We start from the raw sequence: 21,170 nt of genomic DNA, 5'->3' as shown, positions 1-21,170 counted from the left end.
ATTTCGGAACCCACAACCGTAAACGTCGCCTGTCGGCGACTCCCGCGAGTTTCGGACTTGCCTCTCAGGTGAACAATGTCATGAAATACCATGACGGAAACGAAACAGCAGCCCTTTAGGCACGTTTCACCGTAGCATGGGTTATGGGATATCAGTACGACAAGGTCGAAGTGCCGGAAGACGGAGAGACGATTCAGGTTATCGACGAGGACAACGACGAGCTGGAGATTCCCGAGAACCCGATCATCCCGATCATCCACGGTGACGGGATCGGCAAGGACGTCGGCCCCGCGGCACAGAAAGTGCTGGAGGCCGCCGCCAACGCCACCGGTCGCGACATCGCGTGGATGCGCGTCTACGCCGGCGAGTCCGGCCGGGAGAAGTACGACGAGAACCTCCCCGACGACACCGTCAACGCCATCGACGAACACCGCGTCGCCATCAAGGGCCCGCTGACGACGCCCGTCGGCGCCGGCTTTCGCTCGCTCAACGTCGCGTTGCGCCAGACGCTCGACTTCTACTCGAACGTCCGACCGACGTACTACCTCGACGGCGTCCCCTCGCCCATGAAGGCGCCCGAGGAGATGGACATGGTCACCTTCCGCGAGAACACCGAGGACGTCTACGCCGGCATCGAGTGGGAGGCCGGCACCGACGACGTGGAGCAGGTCCGCGAGTTCGTCGAGGACGAGATGGGCTTCGACGACGTGATGCACGACGGCCCCATCGGCATCGGCATCAAGCCGATCACCGAGTTCGGCTCCAAGCGCCTCGTCCGGAAGGCCATCGACTACGCCGTCGAGCACGACCGCGACAAGGTCACACTGGTCGGCAAGGGGAACATCATGAAGTTCACCGAGGGGCAGTTCACCGAGTGGGGTATGGAGGTCGCCGAGGAGGAGTACCCCGACGAGGAGGTCTTCGCCGCGCCCGACTCCCTCTGGGAGACCCAGGACGAGATCGACATCCCGGAGGACGCCGTCATGGTCGAGTCCCGCCTCGCCGACGCGATGCTCCAGTGGATGCAGCTGCGGACCGACGAGTTCAGCGTCCTCGCGATGCCGAACCTGAACGGCGACTACCTCTCGGACGCAGCCGGCGCACAGATCGGCGGTCTCGGAATCGCGCCGGGCGCCAACTTCGGTGACGCCCGCGTCCTCGCCGAACCCGTCCACGGCAGCGCGCCCAAGCGCGCCGGCCAGGACATGGCCAACCCGACCGCGCTCATCCTCTCCGGCCGCCTGATGTTCGACTACATGGGCTGGAAGGACACCGCCGACCTCGTCCGCGACGCCGTCGAGGAGACCATCTCCTCGGGCAAGGTCACCTACGACCTCGAACGCCAGATCGAGGGCGGCGAGAAGCTCGGGACGACCGAGTACGCCGAAACCATCGTCGACAACATCGAGAAACTGTCGTGAAGAGAGCGTCTCGTCCTCTGGCGGCGTAACCGCCAGAACATCGAGCGACTCGCGTACCGAGTCGAGCCGGGAACGGAGCCCCCCAGGGACCGTCCCACCGCACCGTCGCGCCACTTTTCGCTCGTTCGTCCCCTTCGCCGTCACGTGCCGAGCGGTTGCCCCACGACCGGCGTCGACGTTCCCGACTGGCCGCTGACGTTCTCGACCCAGGCAGGTTCCGTGACGCGCGTCGATCCGACGTCGGTGAACGCGACCGTTATCTGGGCCTGGACGGGTCGGTCCCGGACGATCGCGTCGAACCCGATAGCGATGCGACCCACGTAGCCGTCGGGGGTGATATGGGCGGCCATCGTGACGTTGCGCTCGTCACGGAACTGCGAGAGACCCTGGAGTCCGTAGACCCCCGAAACGGGGCCGGTGACGACGGTGCTGCCGAAGGCCGTCTGTCGGACGTCTACCGGTCGCAGGCGGGTGAAGAGGCCCCTTATCAGGCTCGCTCCCGGGTACTGGATGGCGACCTCGGTCTCTAACTGTCGGAACACCGGACCGTCGTCCTGTGATTCCACGCGGTAAAACGAACGCTCCCCGTCGTACCACAGTTCGTGACCGGTCCGGTTGATCGCTCCGCGCGGGCGAGCGTAGACGGCGACGACGTGGAACCGCTCGCGGTCGGGTCTGACCCGGTGGACCGTCGTGTCGTCGTACACTGAGCCGTTGCGATACCGCCATCGAACGCTGGTCCGGGCAGTGTGCGACCTGCCGTCGAGAGCGCGCCAGTGGTCGGCGGCGATCCTATCTGCGTCGATCACACCGTCCGAGGCGCTCTCTGGAGATTCGGTCGGGACGGTCGGGACCGGCGCCGGCGTGACGGTGTCCCGGACCTCGGTGCCGGGTTGGCCGCCGAACCCGCCACAGCCCGCCAACACGCACAGGCCAGCGACCAGAATCGTCGGCGTGGGTCGATTCATCAGTCCCGCCAGTCCGGGTTCGCCCGCGGCGGACTGAAGACGTCGATGCCGCTGGCGGGTTCCTCGCCTTCGTTGCGCGCCGCGTGCGGTTCGTCGCCCGGGATCGTATAGGAGTCGCCAGAGCCGACGACGTACGACTCACCCTCGACGGTGAACGTGAGCGCCCCGCTCGCGACGAAGCCGACCTGTTCGTGGGGGTGGCTGTGTTCGGGCACGGCGGCGCCAGGCTCGAAGTGGAAGTGCTGAACGCTCATCCGCTCGCCGACGGCGAGCTGGGTCAGGTGGACCCCCTCGACAGCCTCGACGGTCTCCCGCGACGCGTGTGGGACCTCCTCCATACCCGCTCGTTGGACGCGCGACACCTAAGACCTGACTCCGGGGCCGCCCACAGACTGGCCGCGTCTGGGGCCGAGTCCGAACGTTGAAATCCGAACGCGACCCAGGTCAGTCCATGTACGCCGTCGTGGGTTGCAGCGACTGCCAGGCCCTCTGGATCGTCGAGGGACGGCCCGAGACGACCCAGTGTCCGCGGTGCGGGGCGAGCCGGCAACACGCCAAGCGCCGGAAGTTCGTCGAGACGGACGACGAGGACCACGCCCGCGAAGTACGCGCGTCGATGCTGGCGAACCGCCAGGGCCACGGCGAGGAGTTCGCCGAACTCGAGTCGTTCACCGAGATGGAGAAGCGACTCGACGACGCCGGCGTCAGCGACGAGGAGTTCCTGACTGCGTCCGGGCTCGATGTAGACGAAGTCGCCGCGGCGGGCGAACGCGTCGAGAGCGGGTCGAACGGGAGTCAGAGCCGGAAGGAGACGGTACTGTCGGCGCTGCGGACGCTCGAGGAACCGACCGCCGAGGACGTCGAGGCCTACGCCACCGAACGGGGCGTCCCCGCCGACTACGTTCACGACGCGCTGGCGAAACTCGTCCGCCGCGGCGAGGTCTCCGAGAACCGCGGCACGTACCGTTTGCTCTGAGCCGCCGAGACAGCCGCGCTGGCTGGACCGTCAGCCGAACAGTCCCCAGAAGAGGAGCGTGTAGACCGGCGTCGAGACCAGGTAGACCAGTGCCAGCGCGAGGAGCCGTCCCGAGGGACCGGCGTCGTCGACCGTCGGCTGTGCGAGCATCTCCGCCGTGAACTCCTCGTGGTACCGGTCGTGGATCTGGTCGCCGAACTGCCGTCGCTCACCCGCGGGCCACCAGGAGGGACGGCGCAGCGACCCGGTCCGGACGCCGTACGAGTAGAACCCGACGGCGGCCGAGACGGGGCTGAACAGCAGCAAAAAGAGCGGCACGATCCAGTGGAGACCGTACGTCACCGTCGCGATGAGCACGGCGGCGACGGTCGCCACGGGCAGGACGGTGCCGGCCGCCGCGAGCGAGGCGAACTCTCGGGGTTCCATGCCCGGGCGCTCGCAACGCGGGCCCAAAACAGTTAGCAGCGCTCCGGCGCGGTGGCCGTCGTCGCGTCAGACCAGGCCGAACGCCTTCGCTGCGGCGCCCAGCGCGGCGAGCGTGGTGGCGGCGAGCTTCGCGAGGGTCAACAGGCGGTGGGCGAGCGATACCGCGTCGTCGTCGGTTTCGTGGCTGTGCATGCTATCACCTGGAGACGTCCGCAGGTGCTGACCGGCGGACGCCATCACGAACTACCGGTGGCATCGGAATAAACCACAGCCAGCACCGGAGTGAAAGTAAAAGTTGTCGACGTGGCTGACTGTCTCGCTATCGGCCGAGCTCCTCGTGGGCGCTGGAGAGGTGCCGGGAGGCGAGCGCGGCGAGCAGGGAGAGTTCGCCGGCGAGGACGCCGGCGGTGATGACTTCGGCGAGCGCGTCGGCGTTGGAGCCCGGCGGATCGCCACTTCCGCCGTAGCCGAGCACGTCGAGGCCCGCAGCCTGCGTCGGGAGCGAGGTGCCGCCACCGACGGTGCCGACTTCCAGGGAGGCGATGGTGACCGAGGCGTACAGCCCATCCTCGCGGGCGTCGACGGTGGTGATGGCGTTGGAGCCCTCGACGACCTGGGCGGCGTCCTGGCCCGTCGCGAGGAACGCGGCGGCGACGACGTTGGCGGCGTGGGCGTTGAACCCCAGCGCGCCGGCCTTGGCCGACCCGACGAGGTTCTTCCGGGTGTTGGCCTCGGCGATGGCGTCCGTGGTCGTGCCGAACCGCTCCTCGACGTCGTCGTGCGGGATGAGGACGTCCGCGGCGACGGTGCGGCCCCGGCCCTCGACAGCGTTTATCGCGGCGGGCTTCTTGTCCGAACAGAGGTTGCCAGAGAGGGCGACGAGGTCCGCCGGCGTCTCGCTCTCGACGACGTCGCAGGCGGCCTCCGTGGCGATGGTGGCCATGTTCATCCCCATGGCGTCCTTGGTGTCGTAGGAGAAGCGCAGGAAGACGCTGTCCCCGACGACGTAGGGCGTGACGTCCTGCAACTCGCCGTGGCTGGTGGTGGACTCGGCGGCTTCGGCCAGCGCATCGACGTTCTCCCGGACCCAGGCCGAAACTTCGCCCGCCTCGGCGACGTCGTCGACTTTGAACACCGGGGCCCGGGTCATCCCGGACTTCAGGACGCGCGCCGTCGCGCCGCCCGCGTTCCTGATGGCGCTCACGCCCCGGTTGACCGAAGCGACGAGCGCCCCCTCCGTCGTGGCGAGCGGGAGGTAGTGCTCGCCCTCGGCCGCGCCGCCGTCGACGGGGAGCGGTCCGACGACGCCCATCGGCACCTGTGCCGCACCGATCATGTTCTCGATGGCGGAGTCGGCGTCGCTCGCTTCGAAGGTGTAGTCGCCGACGGGGTAGAGGTCGGCCTCGGTCTCGGCTTCGAGGAGCGTCCGCCGGGCCTTCGCCGCCGTCTCGGCGTCGGCGTGGTCTTCGAGTTCGTAGAGGCGCAACTCGCCCTCGCGCACGCGCTGGGCGAGAGACTCGTGGTCGGTCATGCAGGATGGGTCGGTGCGCTGGTTCCTAACAGTTGCCTTCCCATCGAGAACGTCTCCGGACGGGCGAATCGTTCACGCCTCCCGATAACACCGGCGATGGCGATTCGATTCCGAGTTCTGGCCGAGAATACCCACCGGTCCGAACTATTGAAGGCAAAATCTTTTCAATAGTGCGCTTCGTTGGTTTCGAGTACCAACAGGTGTCCCATCGTGCCCGAAATGGAAACAGCTCGCTTCGAGACTGACCTCAGTCTCTTCAAGTACGACAACCTCGAACAGCTCCCGGCGACCTACCGGGAACTCGGGGAGGACGAACGGACCGAGCGCATCGAGGCCGCGCTCGACGAACTCGGCGACGACGTCGTCATCCTCGGTCACAACTACCAGCGACGCGAGATCGTCGAGCACGCCGACTTCATCGGCGACTCCTACCAGCTGAGCAAGGAGGCGGCCGATTCCGACGCCGACTACGTGATCTTCGGCGGCGTGACGTTCATGGCCGAGTCCGCGGACATCATCACCGACGACGACCAGTCGGTGATCCTCCCGAGCATGGAGGCTTCCTGTCCGATGGCGGGCATGGCCGAAGCCCTCCAGGTCGACGCCGCGTGGGCGGAGATCACCGCCGAGACCGACGAACGCATCATCCCCATCACCTACATGAACAGCTACGCCGACCTCAAGGCCTTCTGCGCCGAGCAGGGCGGCCTGGTCTGCACGTCCTCGAACGCGCACAAGGCGTTCGAGTACGCCTTCGAGAAGGGGGACAAGGTCCTCTTCCTCCCCGACAAGCACCTCGGGGAGAACACGGCCCACCGGCTCGGTATCGAGGACGAGATCGTCGAGTGGGACCCCTGGGACCCCGAATCCAAGGACGCGAGCAAGGCCGTCGAGAACGACGTCATCCTCTGGGACGGCTACTGCCAGGTCCACGAGCGATTCAGAGTCGAACACATCGAACAGATCCGGGCGGACCACGAGGACGCGAAGGTCATCGTCCACCCCGAGTGTCGCCGCGAGGTCGTGGAGGCCGCCGACAAGGCTGGCTCGACGGCCACCATCTGCGAAACCGTGGAGAACGCCGACCCCGGCGACACGTGGGCCATCGGGACCGAGATCCACCTCACCCACCACCTCCAGCGCTGGCACCCGGAGGTGAACGTGCTGCCGCTCTGCGGCGAGGCGTGCATGGACTGCAACGCGATGCGCCAGATCGACCCGAACTACCTCACCTGGGTGCTGGAGGAACTGGTCGAGGGCCGCGAACGCAACGTCATCGAGGTCGCCCCGGAGGAGAAGGAACTCGCGCAGGTCGCCCTCGACCGGATGCTGGAGATCTGAGCCATGACCGACCAGAACTCCGCCGAAACGACGGACGTCCTCGTCGTCGGCTCCGGCATCGCCGGCCTCGCGAGCGCACTCGCTGCGGCCCGCGACGGCAGCGACGTCGTCGTCGCGACGAAGGCCAAGCGCCCGGAGGGCGCCTCCTCCTGGTGGGCCCAGGGCGGCATCGCCGTCACGCGCGACGACCCCGAGGGGTTCAAGCGGGACATCCTCGACGCCTCCGACGGCACCGCCGACCCCGACGCCGTGGACGTGCTCGTCGAGAACGCCAACGACGCCGTCCGTGACGTGCTCGTCGATACGTTGGATGTGTCCTTCGATGAGAACGGCGAGGACCTGGACTTCGCCCGCGAGGCAGCCCACAGCGACGACCGGATCCTCCACGTCGACGCCTCGACTGGCAAGCACATCCACGTCCCGTTCCTGAACTACTTGGACGACAACGACTCCGTCGACGTCCGGGACGACACCGCCGCGCTGGAACTGATCCGTCACGAAGGCCGCGTCCACGGCGCGATGCTGGAACACGACGGCGACGTGGAACCGGTCTACGCCGGGTCGACTATCCTCGCGACGGGCGGCATCGGCGACCTGTTCCCGCGCTCGACCAACCCCGCGAACTCCACCGGTGACGGCGTCGGGATGGCCGCGCTCGCGGGCGCGGACGTCGCGGACATGGAGTACGTGCAGTTCCACCCGACGGTCTATCCCGGTGAGGACGGGAATCCCGAGGACGGTCCCTTCCTCGTCAGCGAGGCGGTCCGCGGCGAAGGGGCGCTCCTTCGGAATGGCGACGGAGAGCGCTTCATGCCGGAGTATCACGACGACGCGGAACTCGCGCCCCGCGACGTCGTGGCGCGCGCAGTCGCGGCCGAACGCGACGCGACCGGCGAGGTGACGCTCGACGTCGCGCCGCTCGACTTCGAGTCGGAGTTCCCGGACCTCGCCGCGAAGTGCGAGGAGAGAGGCGTCGACTGGGAAGACGGCATCCCAGTCGGCCCGGCGGAGCACTTCCTCTGTGGCGGCGTCGCGGTCGACGACCGCGGCCGCACCTCGCTCGACCGCCTCTACGCCGTCGGCGAGTGCGCCCGCACGGGCGTCCACGGCGCGAACAGATTGGCGTCGACGAGCCTGCTGGAAGGGCTCGTCTGGGGACTGCGCGCCGGGGAGGACGCCGCAGGCGCCGAAGCCCAGGTCATCGAAGCACCGGAGTTGCTCGAACGCGACCCGGAGCTCCCCGACGACTTCGCCCGTCAGAAGTTCCACCGCCTTCGGCGGGTGATGGACGAGTACGTCGGCCTGGAACGCGACCCCGAGGATCTCCAGCGAGCCCTGGCCGTCCTTCGTCGTCTGAAGGGCGAGGTCGACGCCTACGTCCGGACGCGCACCTCGCGCTCGCTGTACGAACTCCGCCACGCGAGCGTCGTCGCGCTGCTGGTCACCCGCCACGCGCTGGAGAACGACGAGAGCCTGGGCACCCACCACCTCGTCGACGACGCGGCGGAGATAGTGAAGGAGAACGAACACACCGGGCCGACTGCCGACGACTGATGATCCCCGATTCCAAGATAGAGGGCTGGCTGCAGGAGGACCTGGGGCACCACGACGTGACCAACCAGGTGCCCGGCGAGACGACCGGTCGACTCGTCGCCAGGGAGGACGGCGTCGTCGCCGGACTTGACGCCGCCGTCGCAGTGTTCGATTACCTGGACGTCGACGCCGAGACGCCCGTCGACGACGGCGACCGTATCGAGGCCGGCGACGCCGTCCTGCGCGTCGAAGGATCCGCCCAGGACGTCCTCCGCGGCGAGCGCGTCGCAGTCAATATCGCGGGCCACGCCTCCGGCATCGCGACGAAGACCCGGGAGGCCGTCGACGCCGCGAGATCCGTCTGCGATCACGTTCGAATAGCGTGTACACGCAAGACGACGCCCGGACTCCGGGGGATCGAGAAGCGGGCCGTCGTCGCGGGCGGCGGCGACACCCACCGACTGGACCTCTCGCACATGGTGATGGTCAAGGACAACCACGTCGCCGAGATGGGGCTGGAAGCGGCCGTCGCCCACTTCCGCGAGCGAGTCTCCTTTGCGACCAAGATAGAGGTCGAAGTGGAGGAACCGGCGGACGCCCCGCGAGCCGCCGAGGCGGGGGCAGACATCGTCCTGCTGGACAACATGAGTCCTGACGTGACTGAGCGGGCGGTGGACCTGCTCCGCGAGGCCGACAACCTCGGGCGCGACGTACTCGCCGAGGCGAGCGGCGGGATTACCGTCGCGGACGTGCCAGACTACGCCGCGACGGGCGTCGACGTGATTTCGATGGGTAGCTTGACGCACTCCGCCGACACGCTGGATTACTCGTTCCGAACCGGATGAGTCGTCCCGTTCCTTCCCCACGGACCGACCGCGTTCGATCACCCGCGTAGTTCGTCTCGGAGGGCCCGAGCGAGCAGTCCGAACCCCGCGAGGAACCCGAAAAGTGAGGGAATGTAGCTACCCGGTTCCGAGTAGTCAGCCCGGTAAATCGCGTAGTAACTCCCTTCGTACCGGACGATTCGTCCGGTCGCGTCGAGGTCGCGGTGAACAGTCCCGGTACCGTCCGGTACGACTCGCTGGAGCGGTGGTTCGAGGTGGTCGACGTCCCGCGCGATGGCGTCGAGAACCTCTCGGGACGAAACCGGCCGGAGGCCGACAGTGACGTCGTCGTATCGACCCTCGTGTATCCGCTCGTAGAACCGCCCGTCAACGTACGTGTACCGTTCCCCGGGCGAATCGAAGACTCCTGGTGGATCGTCGTACGTGTAATTTCCGTCGACAAGTTCGCGTTCGAGCAGGCACAGCCGAGACCGCTCCCACCCGTAACAACCGAGACCTTCGAATCCCTCAACGAACGATCGATCCCTGTCGTGTTCGAATCCCCCGTCGGTCGGCCGGATCTCGACGGACTCGTAGCGATAGCTCGGTTGCCCATAGCCGCTCACGTACGCCAGGGCGGGCGACGTGACCAGCAGGATGGCGAGGCCGAATCGGAGGAACCGGTACTGTCGCTTTGTGGGGGACCACCCACGGCCCAGGACGCTACCCATAGATCTCTCTTGGCTGACAGTCCGAACGGCCCTCCCTCAACGTTTCGTTTCGAGCCACGGTGGACTACGACTGGGTTATGTCGTCGATGCTCGCGCCGGGCAACCCGTCAAATACATCTCGTGGTTCCCTCGACTACAGTCCGTCACCGCCCGATTCGTCGATCATCGAGACCACTTCGGTCAGTTTGTGATCTGCGCCATCCATCTTCGAGGCGGACTCGATATCTTCGGCGTACGAGGCTAACACCTGCGGATTCTTTCTCGCGATCTTGACGAAATACTGGGTCGCATTGTACCCGGGATCCGTGAGGAGATCGTCAACGAGGCGGTCGAGGAGAGGTTCGACGACTTGAACGCTTCCGGCGGCGGTTTCGACGATCAAAGTTGCTATTTCCGCTGTCGCCTGGTTCCGGTCATCACGGTCTGGGAGATCCGCAAGGGCACTGGTGTCGATCAGGCCCGGGCGGTCGTCGGCGACAACGCCAAGCGGCCAAGCGATGTCCGTACGTGGGAACGGATCCTCCAGCTGCTTGCGGTCGTACCCGGTGATGTTCACGAATCGGTCGAACTCCCACGACCGGTCCGGGTGCTTCGACTGAAGGTGTGACGCGAGCGTCTTACCGAGGTCAGGACTACACGTGGGGTCGTATTCGGCGAGACGTGCGAGTGCAACTGCGGCGTTGTGTCGGCGTTTGGAACGCGCGTCCTCGAAAGAGAGAACCAGGTCCGCGATACGGTCTGCGTGCGGACAGAGTATATCGGGAGCCCAAATCGCGAGCGAGAGTAGCCCCTCCGTGGCGACGCTACACTCGTACGAACGAACCTTGTCGAGCGTGGCCACGAACTCATCGACCAGCGGTTCTGCTGCGGATGGTCGTTCGACGGCGAGTGTGCTGACGAGTTTTACCCCTATTTCTCGGACGCCATCATCCTCGTTGCCGAGCAGTTCCCCGAAGGCGTCGGCTGCAGAGTCGAGTGCCGCTGGATTCTCTCCAGCCACCTGTTCGATAATGAGGCCGGTCACGTGTCCGTCGTATTCGCCTCTTCCGACAGCGTGGGCTGCGTCGGCGAGACGGTCTCCGACGAACGCAGAGCATTCGTTCGCGATCAGAGCCAGCGGGAAGACGCCTTTCGCGTCGTAGGGTTCGTCGTTATCGAGAGAAGCAAGCGTCAGGGCGGGGTCGGGCGCTTGCTCCGGATAGCGGTCGGCGAGTCGGGCGAGACTCGTTGCGGCCGTTCCACGCACGTCGAAGTCGAACGTGCCGAGCTGAGTGACCAGCACGTCGAATGTCTGGTCGACCAGCGCTGGTGACCGCTCTGTGACTGCTTGCAAGGCTTCGATCGCCCGTTGGCGCTGTTTCCGCTCACCAGTTAGCATGTCGACGAGCTCGGTCGCGACAGTTTCGCTGACGTCGTGGTCCTCAAATGCGACCAGTGCTTCGGCAGCACGGAGCCGTACTGGGTCGTCGTCGCCATCGATACGGTCGAGCAGCTCGGCTGTGTAGGGTCGGACCAGCGCCGGCTCGCCCCGTGCTAGGTCGACTATACAGTCAGCCGCCGCCCGACGGACGGTACCCTGATCGTCGTCGAGTCGGTCGAACAGTACTACGACAGCTGATTCGGGGTCGGGGTGATCGCAGACGAGTTCGGCCGAAATGTGATCGCTCGCCCGTCGGCGGACGACATCAGTATCGTCCTCTAGACACGTCGCGAAACCGACCGCCGCGAGTGTTCGGATCCGGTCACCGTCGTCGTACACCGCCGGCGATTCCCAGAGCCTGTCGTCGGGACGGTTCCACAGCACGCCCAGTACGGATTGGCGGATAGTGGAGTCAGGGTCCGTCAGTCTATCCAGTAGAACGTCGAGGTATGGTTTCGGTTGATCGTACTCGACGATGGCGAACGAAGCCATTCCCACCGCGGCGACGAGGTGACCTCGGACGAGCGGGTCGTCATCTCCTAGATGGGCCGCAAGTGGGGAGAGGTGACCATCGAGTGACTGGGCGTCTCCACATGCCTGTTCGAATAGCGTCCGCGCGGCGAGCCGTCGCTGCTCCCGGTCGCCATCTGTCAATCGGTCGAGCGACTCAGAAGGCGGCTGGGATGTCATATTCGCGGGTGAAGTAATCGAATACCGGGGCACCGTAGCTACCCTCGATACTGAATTCGTCCGTTTCGACGAGTCCAGATGGTTCCCGTTCGTAGTACCAACCAGTCGTCGTCATGGCCGTGTCGTAAACGTGGACGAGCAAAGCGCGTTCTATCCGGTCGTCGAGCTCGTGCAGCCTGTTCCGAACCGGAGCGATCCCACCTAACCCTGAAACCACCAGGTATTCGTCGTGAATCTGCTCTGGCTCGTCAAGTTCTTCTGCCGCCTGCAGATCGGTCCGGACGGCGTCGTGGTTCTCACCGGTCGTCGTCTCGACGACGACGTAGTTCTTGTCGGCACCCATACCATCGGGCCAGACAGTGCCGAGAGAAAAGTTTGCGGGGCTGTGGATACTCGCAGATGATTTGCCAGATCTGTGGACTGCGATTCTTCTCCACCAGCCACACTCAGTGGGCGGAAGCCTGGAACTTTTCGCCGCGAGGGGACGACGTGTCGATGATGACTGACTCCGTCTCTACCTGCGACAACCACGGTTACCACGAAGGGTCGACGTGCCCGTTCTGCGAGCGGTCCGGCGAACTCGTTCTCTCGGTCGACCGCCGACGCCGACTCTCCAAGTTCGTCTCGGGCGCGCTGAGACACTTCCCCGGCGACGTCAGAATCGAACTGGACGACGCGGGCTGGACCACCCGCGACGAACTGGTCGCCACCGTGGAGTCGAAGTACGACTGGGCGAACGCCGGCCATCTCGACGCCGTGGTCGCCACCGATCCGAAGGGGCGCTTCGAGCGCGACGAATGGAGAGGCGAGACCATGGTTCGCGCGGCGTACGGCCACTCCGTCGACGTCGACCTGGAGGCGGCGGACGGTTCCGTCCCGGACACACTCTACCACGGGACGGCGCCCCGCAACCTCGAGGCCATCCGCTCGGAGGGGCTCAGGCCGATGGGACGCCAGCAGGTCCACCTCTCCGGGAGTGTCGACGAGGCGCGCGAGGTGGGCGCGCGCCACGACGACGACCCCGTCGTCCTCGAAGTCGACGCAGCCGGCATGCGAAGTGACAGCCTCGACGGCGGTAGACGCGGGCAGTCGACGTACACCACCGAACACGTCCCGCCCTCGTACCTCCGGCGGATCGATCGGTAGCTCCAGCCCCTCGGAATCGGCCGTCGACCCTGTCGATCTTTTAGTCAGAATTCCGAGGAGTACCGGCAGGTCCTGACCCGGACCGGTAGTTTTATTCTCGACATGACGGTGGGTGCGAGTGAGTATTCGTCCGGCCGCGATACCCACCAGTGTGACATGCCGACGGCAGATTCCGACCCAGAAATCGCGGGCAGCGACCCCCTCACCGAGCACCCGGTGCGCGAGTACCTCGGCGAGGACGAGCGCGTCCGCGCGACGCTGACGAACACCCGGGTCGGTATCGAGCGCGTCGACGACGACGACGGAACCGAGCGGATCGAACCCGACGCCGACTACGGGGCAGTCTCGGTCCTGACCGACCGGCGAGCGGCGTTCGTCGTGGGCCAGTCCGGTGGCGACGAGGTGACGTCGATTCCGTACGTCGAGTTCGCGGACGTCGACACCCGGACCGAGATGCTGACGCGCACGCTCGTCGTGGAGACGGAGGCCGGCGCGACCTGGGAGTTCACCGTCCGGGAGTCCGACGCACTCGACGACGCCGTCGAGCACCTGCGAGCGGCCATCCCCGAGCAACTCCTCGCCCGGGCGAGGGAGCACCGCGACGCGGCCGAAGCGGCCGTCGAGGACGGCGACTGCCAGGCCCGCATCGACGCGCTGGAGGCGACGGTCGAGGCGTTCCGCCGTGCGACAACGGTCGTCGACGACCCGGACATCGCCACCGTGGCGACCCGAGACGAGGCCGAGTCCGCCATCGCTGACCTCGTCGAGGCCCACCTCGGACGCGCCCGGGACTGCCGGTCAGTCGGCAACTGGTCTGCGGAGGCCGGCGACGCCGCGGACGCGCTCGACCACTTCGAGGACGCCTGCGACTGCTTCGAGCGCGCCCTCGAACTCGCCGAGCGATACCCACCGGGCGACGCCGACGCCATCGCCGCCGAACACGAGCACCTTCTTGAGAAGTGCGACTCTGTTAAGATCTCCGCGAGCGTATCGAGCGCACTGGATTGAGTCGACATCACTTGCGTCGATTGCTCGAACCTCGACTATCTGTTTCAGAGGACGCGAGTGTAACGATCAGATGGATCTGTGAGAACGGGTGCTGGGGAGACCAGAGAGGGAAACACCTCGAAAGCCCTCGGCGCGCTGGAGTCGCGCGGACCACACTGCGCGCGCTCGTTCCTCGCGTGCTTGCGGGTCCGTGCTTCCTCCACCCCGCCTCGCCCTTTCAGTCCTCCAGGGGCCTCACAGCACCGCAGCCCTGCCCTCCCCCTTCCACGCGAGCGAAGCGAGTGTGGGCTCGAAAGACGAGGTGTGCCGAGTCTTTCGGTGGGTCGGCCGACGAGACGGCCTCCCGGCCAAGCGGTTGCGGGGCGGTCAGGACGCGTGTCGCTCGCCGGACGGCGAGCGACCGGGGAGGGGTGGCGGACTCAATCGTGAGTGCGTTTCATCGCACGAGCGAGGCTGTCCCTGGAGGAATGAAAGGGCGAGGTGGGCTCCGGGAACCCCGGACTGATAAGCACCGCAGCGCAGCGAGGAGCGCAGTCGGTCCGCGGGACCGGAGCACGCCGAGGGCTTTCTTCGTGTTCGTGTCGGTACTGTGTCAGTGCTCTCCGAGTCACCAGATCGTTACAGACACTCCCTGTACTGAACGGTCCCGGGATATAGCGAGACCGCCGATCCCACGCGTTCGCCAGTCACTCCAGCAGCGACGAACCGGTCATCGCCCCGGGCTGCTCGAGCTCCATCAGTTCAAGAATCGTCGGCGCCAAGTCGGCGAGGGCGCCGCCGTCGCGCGCGGTCCGCCCACCACTCGTCCCGTCGGGCGCAAGGTAGATCAGCGGGACAGGGTTGAGCGTGTGGGCGGTGTAGGGGTCGTCGACGGTGCCCATGTCGTCGGCGTTGCCGTGGTCGGCGGTGATCAGGGCGTGCCCGCCGGCGGACTGGATGGCGTCGACGAGTCGGCCGAGTTGCTCGTCCACTGCCTCCACGGCCTCGACGGCGGCGTCGAACTCGCCAGTGTGGCCCACCATGTCGGGGTTGGCGTAGTTGAGGACCAGGACGTCAGGGTCGTCCGATTCGATGACGTCGATGGCGGTGTCGGTCACGACTGGCGCGCTCATCTCGGGCCGGAGGTCGTAGGTCGGGACGTCCGGGCTCTCGACGATTTCGCGGCGCTCGCCGTCGAACTCGACCTCGCGGCCGCCGTTGAGGAAGTAGGTGACGTGGGCGTACTTCTCCGTCTCGGCGAGTCGGAGCTGGGTGTGGCCGGTGTCGGCGAGCACCTCGCCGAGGGTGTCTTCGGGCTGGTTCGGCGGGTAGGCGACGGGCAGGTCGAAGGTGGCGTCGTACTGGGTCATCGTGACGAGCCGAACGTCCGGCGGCGTCGTCGGGACGTCCCAGGCCTCGGATTCGATGTCCGCGAGCATCCGGGTGAGCTGACGGGCCCGGTCCGAGCGGAAGTTGAAGAAGACGGCGGCGTCGCCCTCCTGCATCCCCGGTTGGCCCTCGATAACCGTGGGTTCGACGAACTCGTCGGTGTCCCCGCGGGCGTAGGAGTCGGTGACGGCCTCGACACCCGAAGTCGCCCCGTAGTCGGCCTGGTGGTCGACGATGGCGCCGTAGGCCCGCATCGTCCGGTCCCAGTTCTGGTCGCGGTCCATCGCGTAGTAGCGCCCGGAGACGCTGGCGACGTGGCCGGTGCCGTGCTCGTCGATGTGGTCCTGGAGCGTCTGCAGGTACCCTTCGCCGCCCTTCGGCGAGGTGTCGCGGCCGTCGGTGAAGGCGTGGGTGAGGGCCTCCGTCCCGCGCCGGGCGGCGAGTTCGATCAGCGCGTGGAGGTGTTTCTGGTAGGAGTGGACGCCGCCGTCGGAGACGAGGCCCATGAAGTGGACGCGCCCGTCGTTCTCCTCTGCGTACTCGAAGGCAGAGAGCAGTCGCTCGTTCTCGAAGAAGGTGCCGTCCTCGATATCGTCGGTAATCCGCGTCGAGTCCTGCTTGACGACGCGGCCGGCGCCGATGTTGAGGTGGCCGACCTCGGAGTTGCCCATCTGGCCTTCGGGGAGACCAACCGCCCGGCCGTGCGTCGTGAGCGTTCCGTGGGCGCCGGCGTCCCAGTAGCGGTCGAAGTTCGGCGTCTCGGCGGCGGCGACAGCGTCCCGGACGGTCGAGTCGGGGTTGAGCCCCCAGCCGTCCAGGATGACGAGTCCGACGTGCATGGTCGAGGGGTCGCGTGCCCGCCGTAATATCCCTTCGATGACGCGAACGGAACCGTCGGACAGGCGGCGGAACGTCGGGTCCCAGCCCCACGATCCGCGTCGTGAGCGCCGCAGTTATAGGCCCGGCCGACGAACTACAGCGACATGAGCGACGGGACCGAACTGGACGATGACGACGAAACGGGCGGGAGCATCATCCGGCAGGAACTGGCCGACGAGATCGTCTCGTCCTCGCGCGCCGCGACGAGCGACACGCTCCGGTCGGTGACGTACTTCACCCGCGCGAACTACCAGCAGCTGTACCTCCGCGAGGACCTGGAACGCGACGCCGACCTCGACGAGTTCGTCGGCCACGAGTGGCGCGACTTCAAGGAGACCCAGAACGCCTACCAGACGACCGAACTCGGCCCCTATCACTTCACCGTCCGCGTCTTCGAGAACGGCTATCTCCTCCGGATCACCACCGAACGCCAGGGCGTCATCATCACGACCGACGGGCTGACGATGCGCGAGTACGAAGAAGTCGCGGAAGTGCTCGAACGACTGCTGCAGGAAGAATCCGGCTAAGCGTAGACGGCCGAGAAAACACTTAACCCGAACCCGAAGAAGGGTTCGAGCAATGACCCTGGACCCGGTCCACGTCGACGGCATCGCGCGACTCGCGGGCCGCATCACGCAGGGGGTCGACTCGACCGACCACCGGGACTTCGCCGGCACCGTGTGGAACGACCTGCTCGACCCGCTTCTTTCTGATGGAAAGCCCGTCCTCGAACCGGTGGAGGAGCAGGCCCGGATGCTGGTCGACGTCCAGGACGCGGCGCTTCAGGAGCCCCCGTTCCCAACCCAGCACGGACTGGACTCGGGGACCATCAACCCGACGACGTTCAAGAACGGCATCGTCCTCGACGTGGCCCAGGCGGCGATGGCGTCGGTGCCCTCCGACCTGGACCTCCACCGCGGCCGGACCATCGTCATGACCGCCCACTCGAACGACGTCTCGGTGGCGCTGGGCGAGGAGTGGACGATGCAGGACGAGGGGTACGCCCGCGAACGCATCCTCCAGGTCCCCCGCGTCGACCGGTACGAACAGGACGTCGTCCACGCGCTGGCGCTCTACCTCGCCGAGAGCGAGCACGCGCTGAAAGAGGCCGACCTGGTCGAGGACCTCCTCGTTCTCGACGGTCCCGTCTACCCCACCGGACTCCTCCAGTGGGCCGACCACGACCCGGAACTGGCCGAATTGCTCGTCAAGGACGACGTGCTCGACGTGGTGGCAAACTACGTCGCCCTCGTCGAGGAGTTCGTCGAGCGCGACGCCGCCCTGGCCGGGTTCGTCAAGTCGACGACGTCGAAGGCCATCACCCGCATCGTCCGGAAAGAGCAGGGCAACGCGCCGTGGGCCAACGACGCCGCGTTCTTCCGGCAGGTGCTCGAACGCCACGACGACGAGGGCGAGCGCATCACGGACGCGCTGACGTTCACCAGCTGGTTCCGCTCGCGCGTCGGGACGGACGAGGTGCTCTCGACCAGCGGCGACGCCCTCGGTATCGAACGCGAACTCGACGACGAGGCCTACGAGGTCACCTTCTTCGTCGTCTACGACCCCCGTGAGGACCTGCTGTACAGAGTGGAATCGCCCTACGGCATCACCCGCGACGAGGAGACGCGGGACGCCATCACCCGCCAGGTGCTCGCCGACGTCGCGGCCGAGCGCGGCCCGCCGCTGGCGGTACGCAAGGCCGACGAACTAGCCCGCATCGGGGGCGACGAGAAGGAAGCGCTCCGCGAGGAGATCGAACGACAGTTCGACAGCGAGCAACAGCGGGAATACAACGATAAGCGGTGGGGGGTGGCGTTCGAGGAGTAGGATGGTTCCGACCGCAGGGAGGAACCATCTCAATCGCGAACGGGGAGCGAAGCGACCCGTGAGCAGGGAGGCGCCGAGCGAAGCGAGGGGGCTCCGCAACGACGAGCGGGAGCGACTGAAAGGAGCGACACGCGAGGAGTAGGATGGTTCCGACCGCAGGGAGGAACCATCTCAATCGCGAACGGGGAGCGAAGCGACCCGTGAGCAGGGAGGCGCCGAGCGAAGCGAGGGGGCTCCGCAACGACGAGCGGGAGCGACTGAAAGGAGCGACACGCGAGGAGTAGGATGGTTCCGACCGCAGGGAGGAACCATCTCAATCGCGAACGGGGAGCGAAGCGACCCGTGAGCAGGCTGGGGCGCGACCGCAGGGAGGAACCATCTTCATAGCGAACGGCGAACGGAGTGAGCCGTGAGGAGGCTGGGACGCGACCGCAGGGAGGAACCATCTCAATTGCGAACGGGGAGCGAAGCGACACGCGAGCAGTCGCCGGACAAACGGCCACCCTGTGAAAAACGGCTAATATTAAGTATTATAGGAGTAATATTTTTACCCCTTCACATTCACATGTCGGATGGGCATGAGTTCAGACGAACCAGTCCACTTCGTCGAAGACCTGGAAGAGCGGACGAACGCGTCCATCGCGACGCCGACCACACTCGCCGTGGGCGAGGAGGGCGGTGGCGGTCCGATCACGATGGCGTGTTTCGAGACGGGTTGTTGAGGTATCGATCCCCGAACCGTCGCGACTCCCACCGGTCGCTCACACGAGGCCGGCGAGGGTCGCGGCGACGTATCCCATCATCACGAGGCCGAACAGCGTGACGGCCGTCGAGAGCGTCGCGTATAGCGCACCGACGCTCGGTTCGAGGTTCTTCAGGTCGCGGACGCCTCGGGTGTGGAGGTTCGTCGCGCCGAACCAGTCGACCAGCATCCAGTAGCCGTCGCCGCGGACGAAAGGGTTCAGCGAAAAGAGGAGCCGGACGTACTCGAAAATGGGGAGGACGGCGAGCAGGTACGACGCGGGGAAGACGAACAGCGAGAGCGCCGCGAGGACGAGACACTGCAGACAGTCCAGGAACGGCCCGGCGAGGTTGATCCAGACGCGGACGCTTCGCGGGCAGCGCCAGGCGTCGTTCGTTCGCGTCACGAACGCCGGGAAGACGCCGTTGAGGAGCGTCAGGTCCAGCGACGGGCGGAAGTACGGGCGGGCGGCGAAGTAGTGGCCCGCCTCGTGAACGAGCGCGAGTGCGACGAACACCGGGACGGCGAGGAGCAGGTCAGCGACGACGCCGCCGCCGAGGCTCGGTACCGTCCCGGTGCCGACAGGCATGCCGGTGATCAGGATCCGGTAGCCGACGTAGGCGGTGAGCAGGGCGAACGCGACGCCGAAAGCCAGGAGCCGCGGCCAGAGCGTGACACCGGGCGGTGTCTCGTGGCGGGTGACGGAGCCACCGGAGTGGAGAAAGTCGGCCTCGCGGAGGTGGTCGACGGCCGCGCGCTTCTTCTCGGAGAGGTCCGCGACCCGGCGCTCGCCCGCCGCGACGGCCCTGAGGTCGGCAAGCAACTCGCGGTCGACGCGCTTGTAGTTGCCGTCGTCGTCGCGCAACCACACCAGCCCCTCCGTCTCGCCCCACGTGAACCCGAACGTCCCCTCCGCGTCGTCGCTCATCGGTCGAGGAAGGCGGCGAGGTGGCCGGCGACGTCGGTGCCCGCCCGTTCGTCGAAGGCGGCGAACATCGGCGAGGGGTTCGCTTCGAGGACGGCGAACTCGCCGTCCCGTTCGATGACGTCGACGCCCGCGAAGCGCAGGTCGAGGACGTCGGCGGCGCGGACCGCGGCACGTTCGACGGCCGCCGGGACCGACGCCGAGTCCACCTCGTGCTCGCCGAGGCGGTAGTCGAGTTCCTCGCTCCGGATGTGGCCCGTCGCGACGACGTCGCCGCCGACGACGAACAGGCGGTAGTTCTCGCCCGCGACGCGTTCCTGGAACTGTACGGGGGCGTTGGCGAGGCGGTCGAGACGGTCCGAATCGAGGTCAGCCGGCGTTATCGACCGGGCGTGCCCGCCGCCGCCGACGGGTTTGTAGACGGCGTCGTCGACCCGCTCGACGAACGCCCTCGCGGCGTCGGGGTCGTTCGTCGCCAGCGTGTCGGGCACGGGGATCCCGGCGTCCTCGAACGCGGCGAGCTGGTACGGTTTGAGTCCGTGCACCGACTGGGCCGCGACCGGGTTGACGACCGGGACGCCGCGCGATTCGAGGTGCCTGAGGACCGACGTGACCAGGCCCCGGTACTCCCGGACCTGGTTGACCAGCGAGTACGGGCGGTCGGCCAGGTCGTCCTCGAACTCGGGACCGCGGGGGTCGAGGCCGATGCGTCGGAGGTACACCGACGTGATCCGTTCCGGATTAACTGGCTCACCGACGACGGTCCGGGTCCCCGATGGAGCGGTCTCGGAATCGAAGTTAGAATGGGAATCTGTCTCGGAGGGACCAGTTCCGGAACCGACCGACAGGGAAACCGGCTCCGCTCCGGGCCAGTCTCCCGAGTTCCACAGTTCCCACTCGGCGTCCCGGTCGTCGAGGGCCGCTCCGACCGAACGGACCTGTGGATCGTCCCGCGTTCCTAGAAGCGCGACCACCATGTATCGATCCGAACTGTCGGCCGTAAAATAAAAAGAGCTTTCGCTGGTTCTATCCCGCGCCTCACGCCGTGCCGCCGGCCGCTTCGAACCGTTCGACGGTAACGTCGACGTCCGCCGCTGGTACGCCGACCCGGGCGAACTGCGTCCGGACGTGTTCTTTCGCGGCGGCGACGGCCTGCTCGCGGTCCTCGAACCCCCGGGGCATCGGCGATTCGAAGGCGACGCGGACGTCTTCGTCGCCGAAGCGCTGGACGGCCCCCCCGGAGGCGACCGCGTAGAACTCGTCGCAGACCCAGACGAACGCGGCGTTCTCTTCCGGTGCACCCCGGAACGAGGGCGCGCGCTCGCCGTCCTCGTAGAGCGTCCCCGTCAGCGTCGTTCCACCGGCACTCCCACTGATCTGTAGCATCGTTTGTGCTATGGTACCAGGCGTAACA

The 21,170-nt window shown here is 66.7% G+C and carries 22 protein-coding genes; 10 read left to right on the top strand and 12 right to left on the bottom strand.

All coding sequences use genetic code 11. The features are described from left to right. The first annotated feature begins 143 nt into the window (after window positions 1-143). Complete coding sequence (gene icd, locus AC5FRV_RS12270; protein ID WP_493561382.1) at window positions 144-1,421, top strand: NADP-dependent isocitrate dehydrogenase; 1,278 nt, start codon at window positions 144-146, stop codon at window positions 1,419-1,421. A gap of 140 nt (window positions 1,422-1,561) precedes the next feature. On the opposite strand, the gene AC5FRV_RS12265 is transcribed toward icd, so the two are convergent. Beyond that, the gene (locus tag AC5FRV_RS12265) at window positions 1,562-2,389 is read right to left on the bottom strand and encodes a hypothetical protein (RefSeq protein ID WP_493561381.1); all 828 of its coding nucleotides are present in this window, start codon (window positions 2,387-2,389) and stop codon (window positions 1,562-1,564) included. Next, entirely contained in the window at window positions 2,389-2,727 is a 339-nt protein-coding gene (locus AC5FRV_RS12260) for a cupin domain-containing protein (RefSeq protein ID WP_493561380.1), read from the bottom strand. The genes AC5FRV_RS12265 and AC5FRV_RS12260 overlap by 1 nt, the downstream gene beginning before the upstream one ends. A 113-nt stretch (window positions 2,728-2,840) precedes the next feature. Here AC5FRV_RS12260 and AC5FRV_RS12255 point away from each other — a divergent pair, with 113 nt between their 5' ends. Continuing rightward, complete coding sequence (locus AC5FRV_RS12255) at window positions 2,841-3,365, top strand: DUF5817 domain-containing protein (RefSeq protein ID WP_493561379.1); 525 nt, start codon at window positions 2,841-2,843, stop codon at window positions 3,363-3,365. 30 nt (window positions 3,366-3,395) lie between these two features. Here the strand turns inward: AC5FRV_RS12255 and AC5FRV_RS12250 are convergent, their stop codons facing one another. The 3 genes from AC5FRV_RS12250 to hmgA all read right to left on the bottom strand — a co-directional run bounded on the left by AC5FRV_RS12250 (window position 3,396) and on the right by hmgA (window position 5,322). Beyond that, a complete protein-coding gene (locus AC5FRV_RS12250) occupies window positions 3,396-3,791 on the bottom strand; it encodes a hypothetical protein (protein WP_493561378.1) in 396 nt (131 codons plus the stop codon). Between the two features lie 66 nt (window positions 3,792-3,857). After that, window positions 3,858-3,983 carry a hypothetical protein gene (locus AC5FRV_RS12245; RefSeq protein WP_493561377.1) on the bottom strand — a complete coding sequence of 42 codons (126 nt, stop codon included), beginning with the start codon at window positions 3,981-3,983 and terminating at the stop codon, window positions 3,858-3,860. Window positions 3,984-4,110: 127 nt separating this feature from the next. Beyond that, complete coding sequence (gene hmgA / locus AC5FRV_RS12240) at window positions 4,111-5,322, bottom strand: hydroxymethylglutaryl-CoA reductase (NADPH) (RefSeq protein WP_493561376.1); 1,212 nt, start codon at window positions 5,320-5,322, stop codon at window positions 4,111-4,113. A 219-nt stretch (window positions 5,323-5,541) separates the two neighbouring features. Here hmgA and nadA point away from each other — a divergent pair, with 219 nt between their 5' ends. Genes nadA through nadC form a run of 3 tightly spaced genes read left to right on the top strand, consistent with a single transcriptional unit; the run spans window position 5,542 to window position 9,041 of the window. Further along, a complete protein-coding gene (gene nadA / locus AC5FRV_RS12235; protein ID WP_493561375.1) occupies window positions 5,542-6,663 on the top strand; it encodes a quinolinate synthase NadA in 1,122 nt (373 codons plus the stop codon). A 3-nt stretch (window positions 6,664-6,666) separates the two neighbouring features. After that, entirely contained in the window at window positions 6,667-8,217 is a 1,551-nt protein-coding gene (locus AC5FRV_RS12230; RefSeq protein WP_493561374.1) for an L-aspartate oxidase, read from the top strand. Continuing rightward, window positions 8,217-9,041 carry a carboxylating nicotinate-nucleotide diphosphorylase gene (gene nadC, locus AC5FRV_RS12225; RefSeq protein WP_493561373.1) on the top strand — a complete coding sequence of 275 codons (825 nt, stop codon included), beginning with the start codon at window positions 8,217-8,219 and terminating at the stop codon, window positions 9,039-9,041. Before AC5FRV_RS12230 ends, nadC begins: the two co-directional genes overlap by 1 nt. A 38-nt stretch (window positions 9,042-9,079) precedes the next feature. On the opposite strand, the gene AC5FRV_RS12220 is transcribed toward nadC, so the two are convergent. From AC5FRV_RS12220 to AC5FRV_RS12210, 3 genes are all read right to left on the bottom strand, one after another. After that, on the bottom strand, window positions 9,080-9,751 hold the full coding sequence (locus tag AC5FRV_RS12220) for a DUF8127 domain-containing protein (protein ID WP_493561372.1): 672 nt from the start codon (window positions 9,749-9,751) through the stop codon (window positions 9,080-9,082). Window positions 9,752-9,884: 133 nt separating this feature from the next. Next, window positions 9,885-11,861 carry a HEAT repeat domain-containing protein gene (locus AC5FRV_RS12215; protein ID WP_493561371.1) on the bottom strand — a complete coding sequence of 659 codons (1,977 nt, stop codon included), beginning with the start codon at window positions 11,859-11,861 and terminating at the stop codon, window positions 9,885-9,887. After that, window positions 11,839-12,204: a hypothetical protein gene (locus tag AC5FRV_RS12210; protein ID WP_493561370.1), complete on the bottom strand. Its 366-nt coding sequence runs from the start codon at window positions 12,202-12,204 to the stop codon at window positions 11,839-11,841. The genes AC5FRV_RS12215 and AC5FRV_RS12210 overlap by 23 nt, the downstream gene beginning before the upstream one ends. A gap of 155 nt (window positions 12,205-12,359) precedes the next feature. Here AC5FRV_RS12210 and AC5FRV_RS12205 point away from each other — a divergent pair, with 155 nt between their 5' ends. Further along, window positions 12,360-13,007, top strand: a complete 648-nt coding sequence (locus AC5FRV_RS12205; protein ID WP_493561369.1) for an RNA 2'-phosphotransferase — start codon at window positions 12,360-12,362, stop codon at window positions 13,005-13,007. A 156-nt stretch (window positions 13,008-13,163) separates the two neighbouring features. Continuing rightward, window positions 13,164-14,015, top strand: coding sequence for a hypothetical protein (locus tag AC5FRV_RS12200; RefSeq protein ID WP_493561368.1), 852 nt, complete (start codon window positions 13,164-13,166; stop codon window positions 14,013-14,015). Window positions 14,016-14,701: 686 nt separating this feature from the next. On the opposite strand, the gene gpmI is transcribed toward AC5FRV_RS12200, so the two are convergent. Further along, window positions 14,702-16,222, bottom strand: coding sequence for a 2,3-bisphosphoglycerate-independent phosphoglycerate mutase (gene gpmI, locus AC5FRV_RS12195; RefSeq protein ID WP_493561367.1), 1,521 nt, complete (start codon window positions 16,220-16,222; stop codon window positions 14,702-14,704). Window positions 16,223-16,366: 144 nt separating this feature from the next. Here gpmI and AC5FRV_RS12190 point away from each other — a divergent pair, with 144 nt between their 5' ends. From AC5FRV_RS12190 to AC5FRV_RS12180, 3 genes are all read left to right on the top strand, one after another. Next, window positions 16,367-16,789, top strand: a complete 423-nt coding sequence (locus tag AC5FRV_RS12190; RefSeq protein WP_493561366.1) for a DUF7522 family protein — start codon at window positions 16,367-16,369, stop codon at window positions 16,787-16,789. A gap of 52 nt (window positions 16,790-16,841) precedes the next feature. After that, window positions 16,842-18,089: a DNA double-strand break repair nuclease NurA gene (locus AC5FRV_RS12185; RefSeq protein ID WP_493561365.1), complete on the top strand. Its 1,248-nt coding sequence runs from the start codon at window positions 16,842-16,844 to the stop codon at window positions 18,087-18,089. Window positions 18,090-18,667: 578 nt separating this feature from the next. Next, a complete protein-coding gene (locus tag AC5FRV_RS12180) occupies window positions 18,668-18,811 on the top strand; it encodes a hypothetical protein (protein WP_493561364.1) in 144 nt (47 codons plus the stop codon). A 39-nt stretch (window positions 18,812-18,850) separates the two neighbouring features. On the opposite strand, the gene AC5FRV_RS12175 is transcribed toward AC5FRV_RS12180, so the two are convergent. The 3 genes from AC5FRV_RS12175 to AC5FRV_RS12165 all read right to left on the bottom strand — a co-directional run bounded on the left by AC5FRV_RS12175 (window position 18,851) and on the right by AC5FRV_RS12165 (window position 21,142). Beyond that, window positions 18,851-19,759 (bottom strand): hypothetical protein, encoded by a 909-nt coding sequence (locus AC5FRV_RS12175; RefSeq protein ID WP_493561363.1) that lies wholly within the window; start codon window positions 19,757-19,759, stop codon window positions 18,851-18,853. Further along, entirely contained in the window at window positions 19,756-20,733 is a 978-nt protein-coding gene (locus AC5FRV_RS12170; protein WP_493561362.1) for an ATP-grasp domain-containing protein, read from the bottom strand. Before AC5FRV_RS12170 ends, AC5FRV_RS12175 begins: the two co-directional genes overlap by 4 nt. Window positions 20,734-20,794: 61 nt before the next feature. Further along, window positions 20,795-21,142 carry a DUF7113 family protein gene (locus AC5FRV_RS12165; RefSeq protein WP_493561361.1) on the bottom strand — a complete coding sequence of 116 codons (348 nt, stop codon included), beginning with the start codon at window positions 21,140-21,142 and terminating at the stop codon, window positions 20,795-20,797. Between the last annotated feature and the right edge of the window lie 28 nt (window positions 21,143-21,170).

Source organism: Halomicrobium sp. HArcel3, from assembly GCF_058933135.1.
This window is presented reverse-complemented; position numbering and strand designations above follow the sequence as displayed.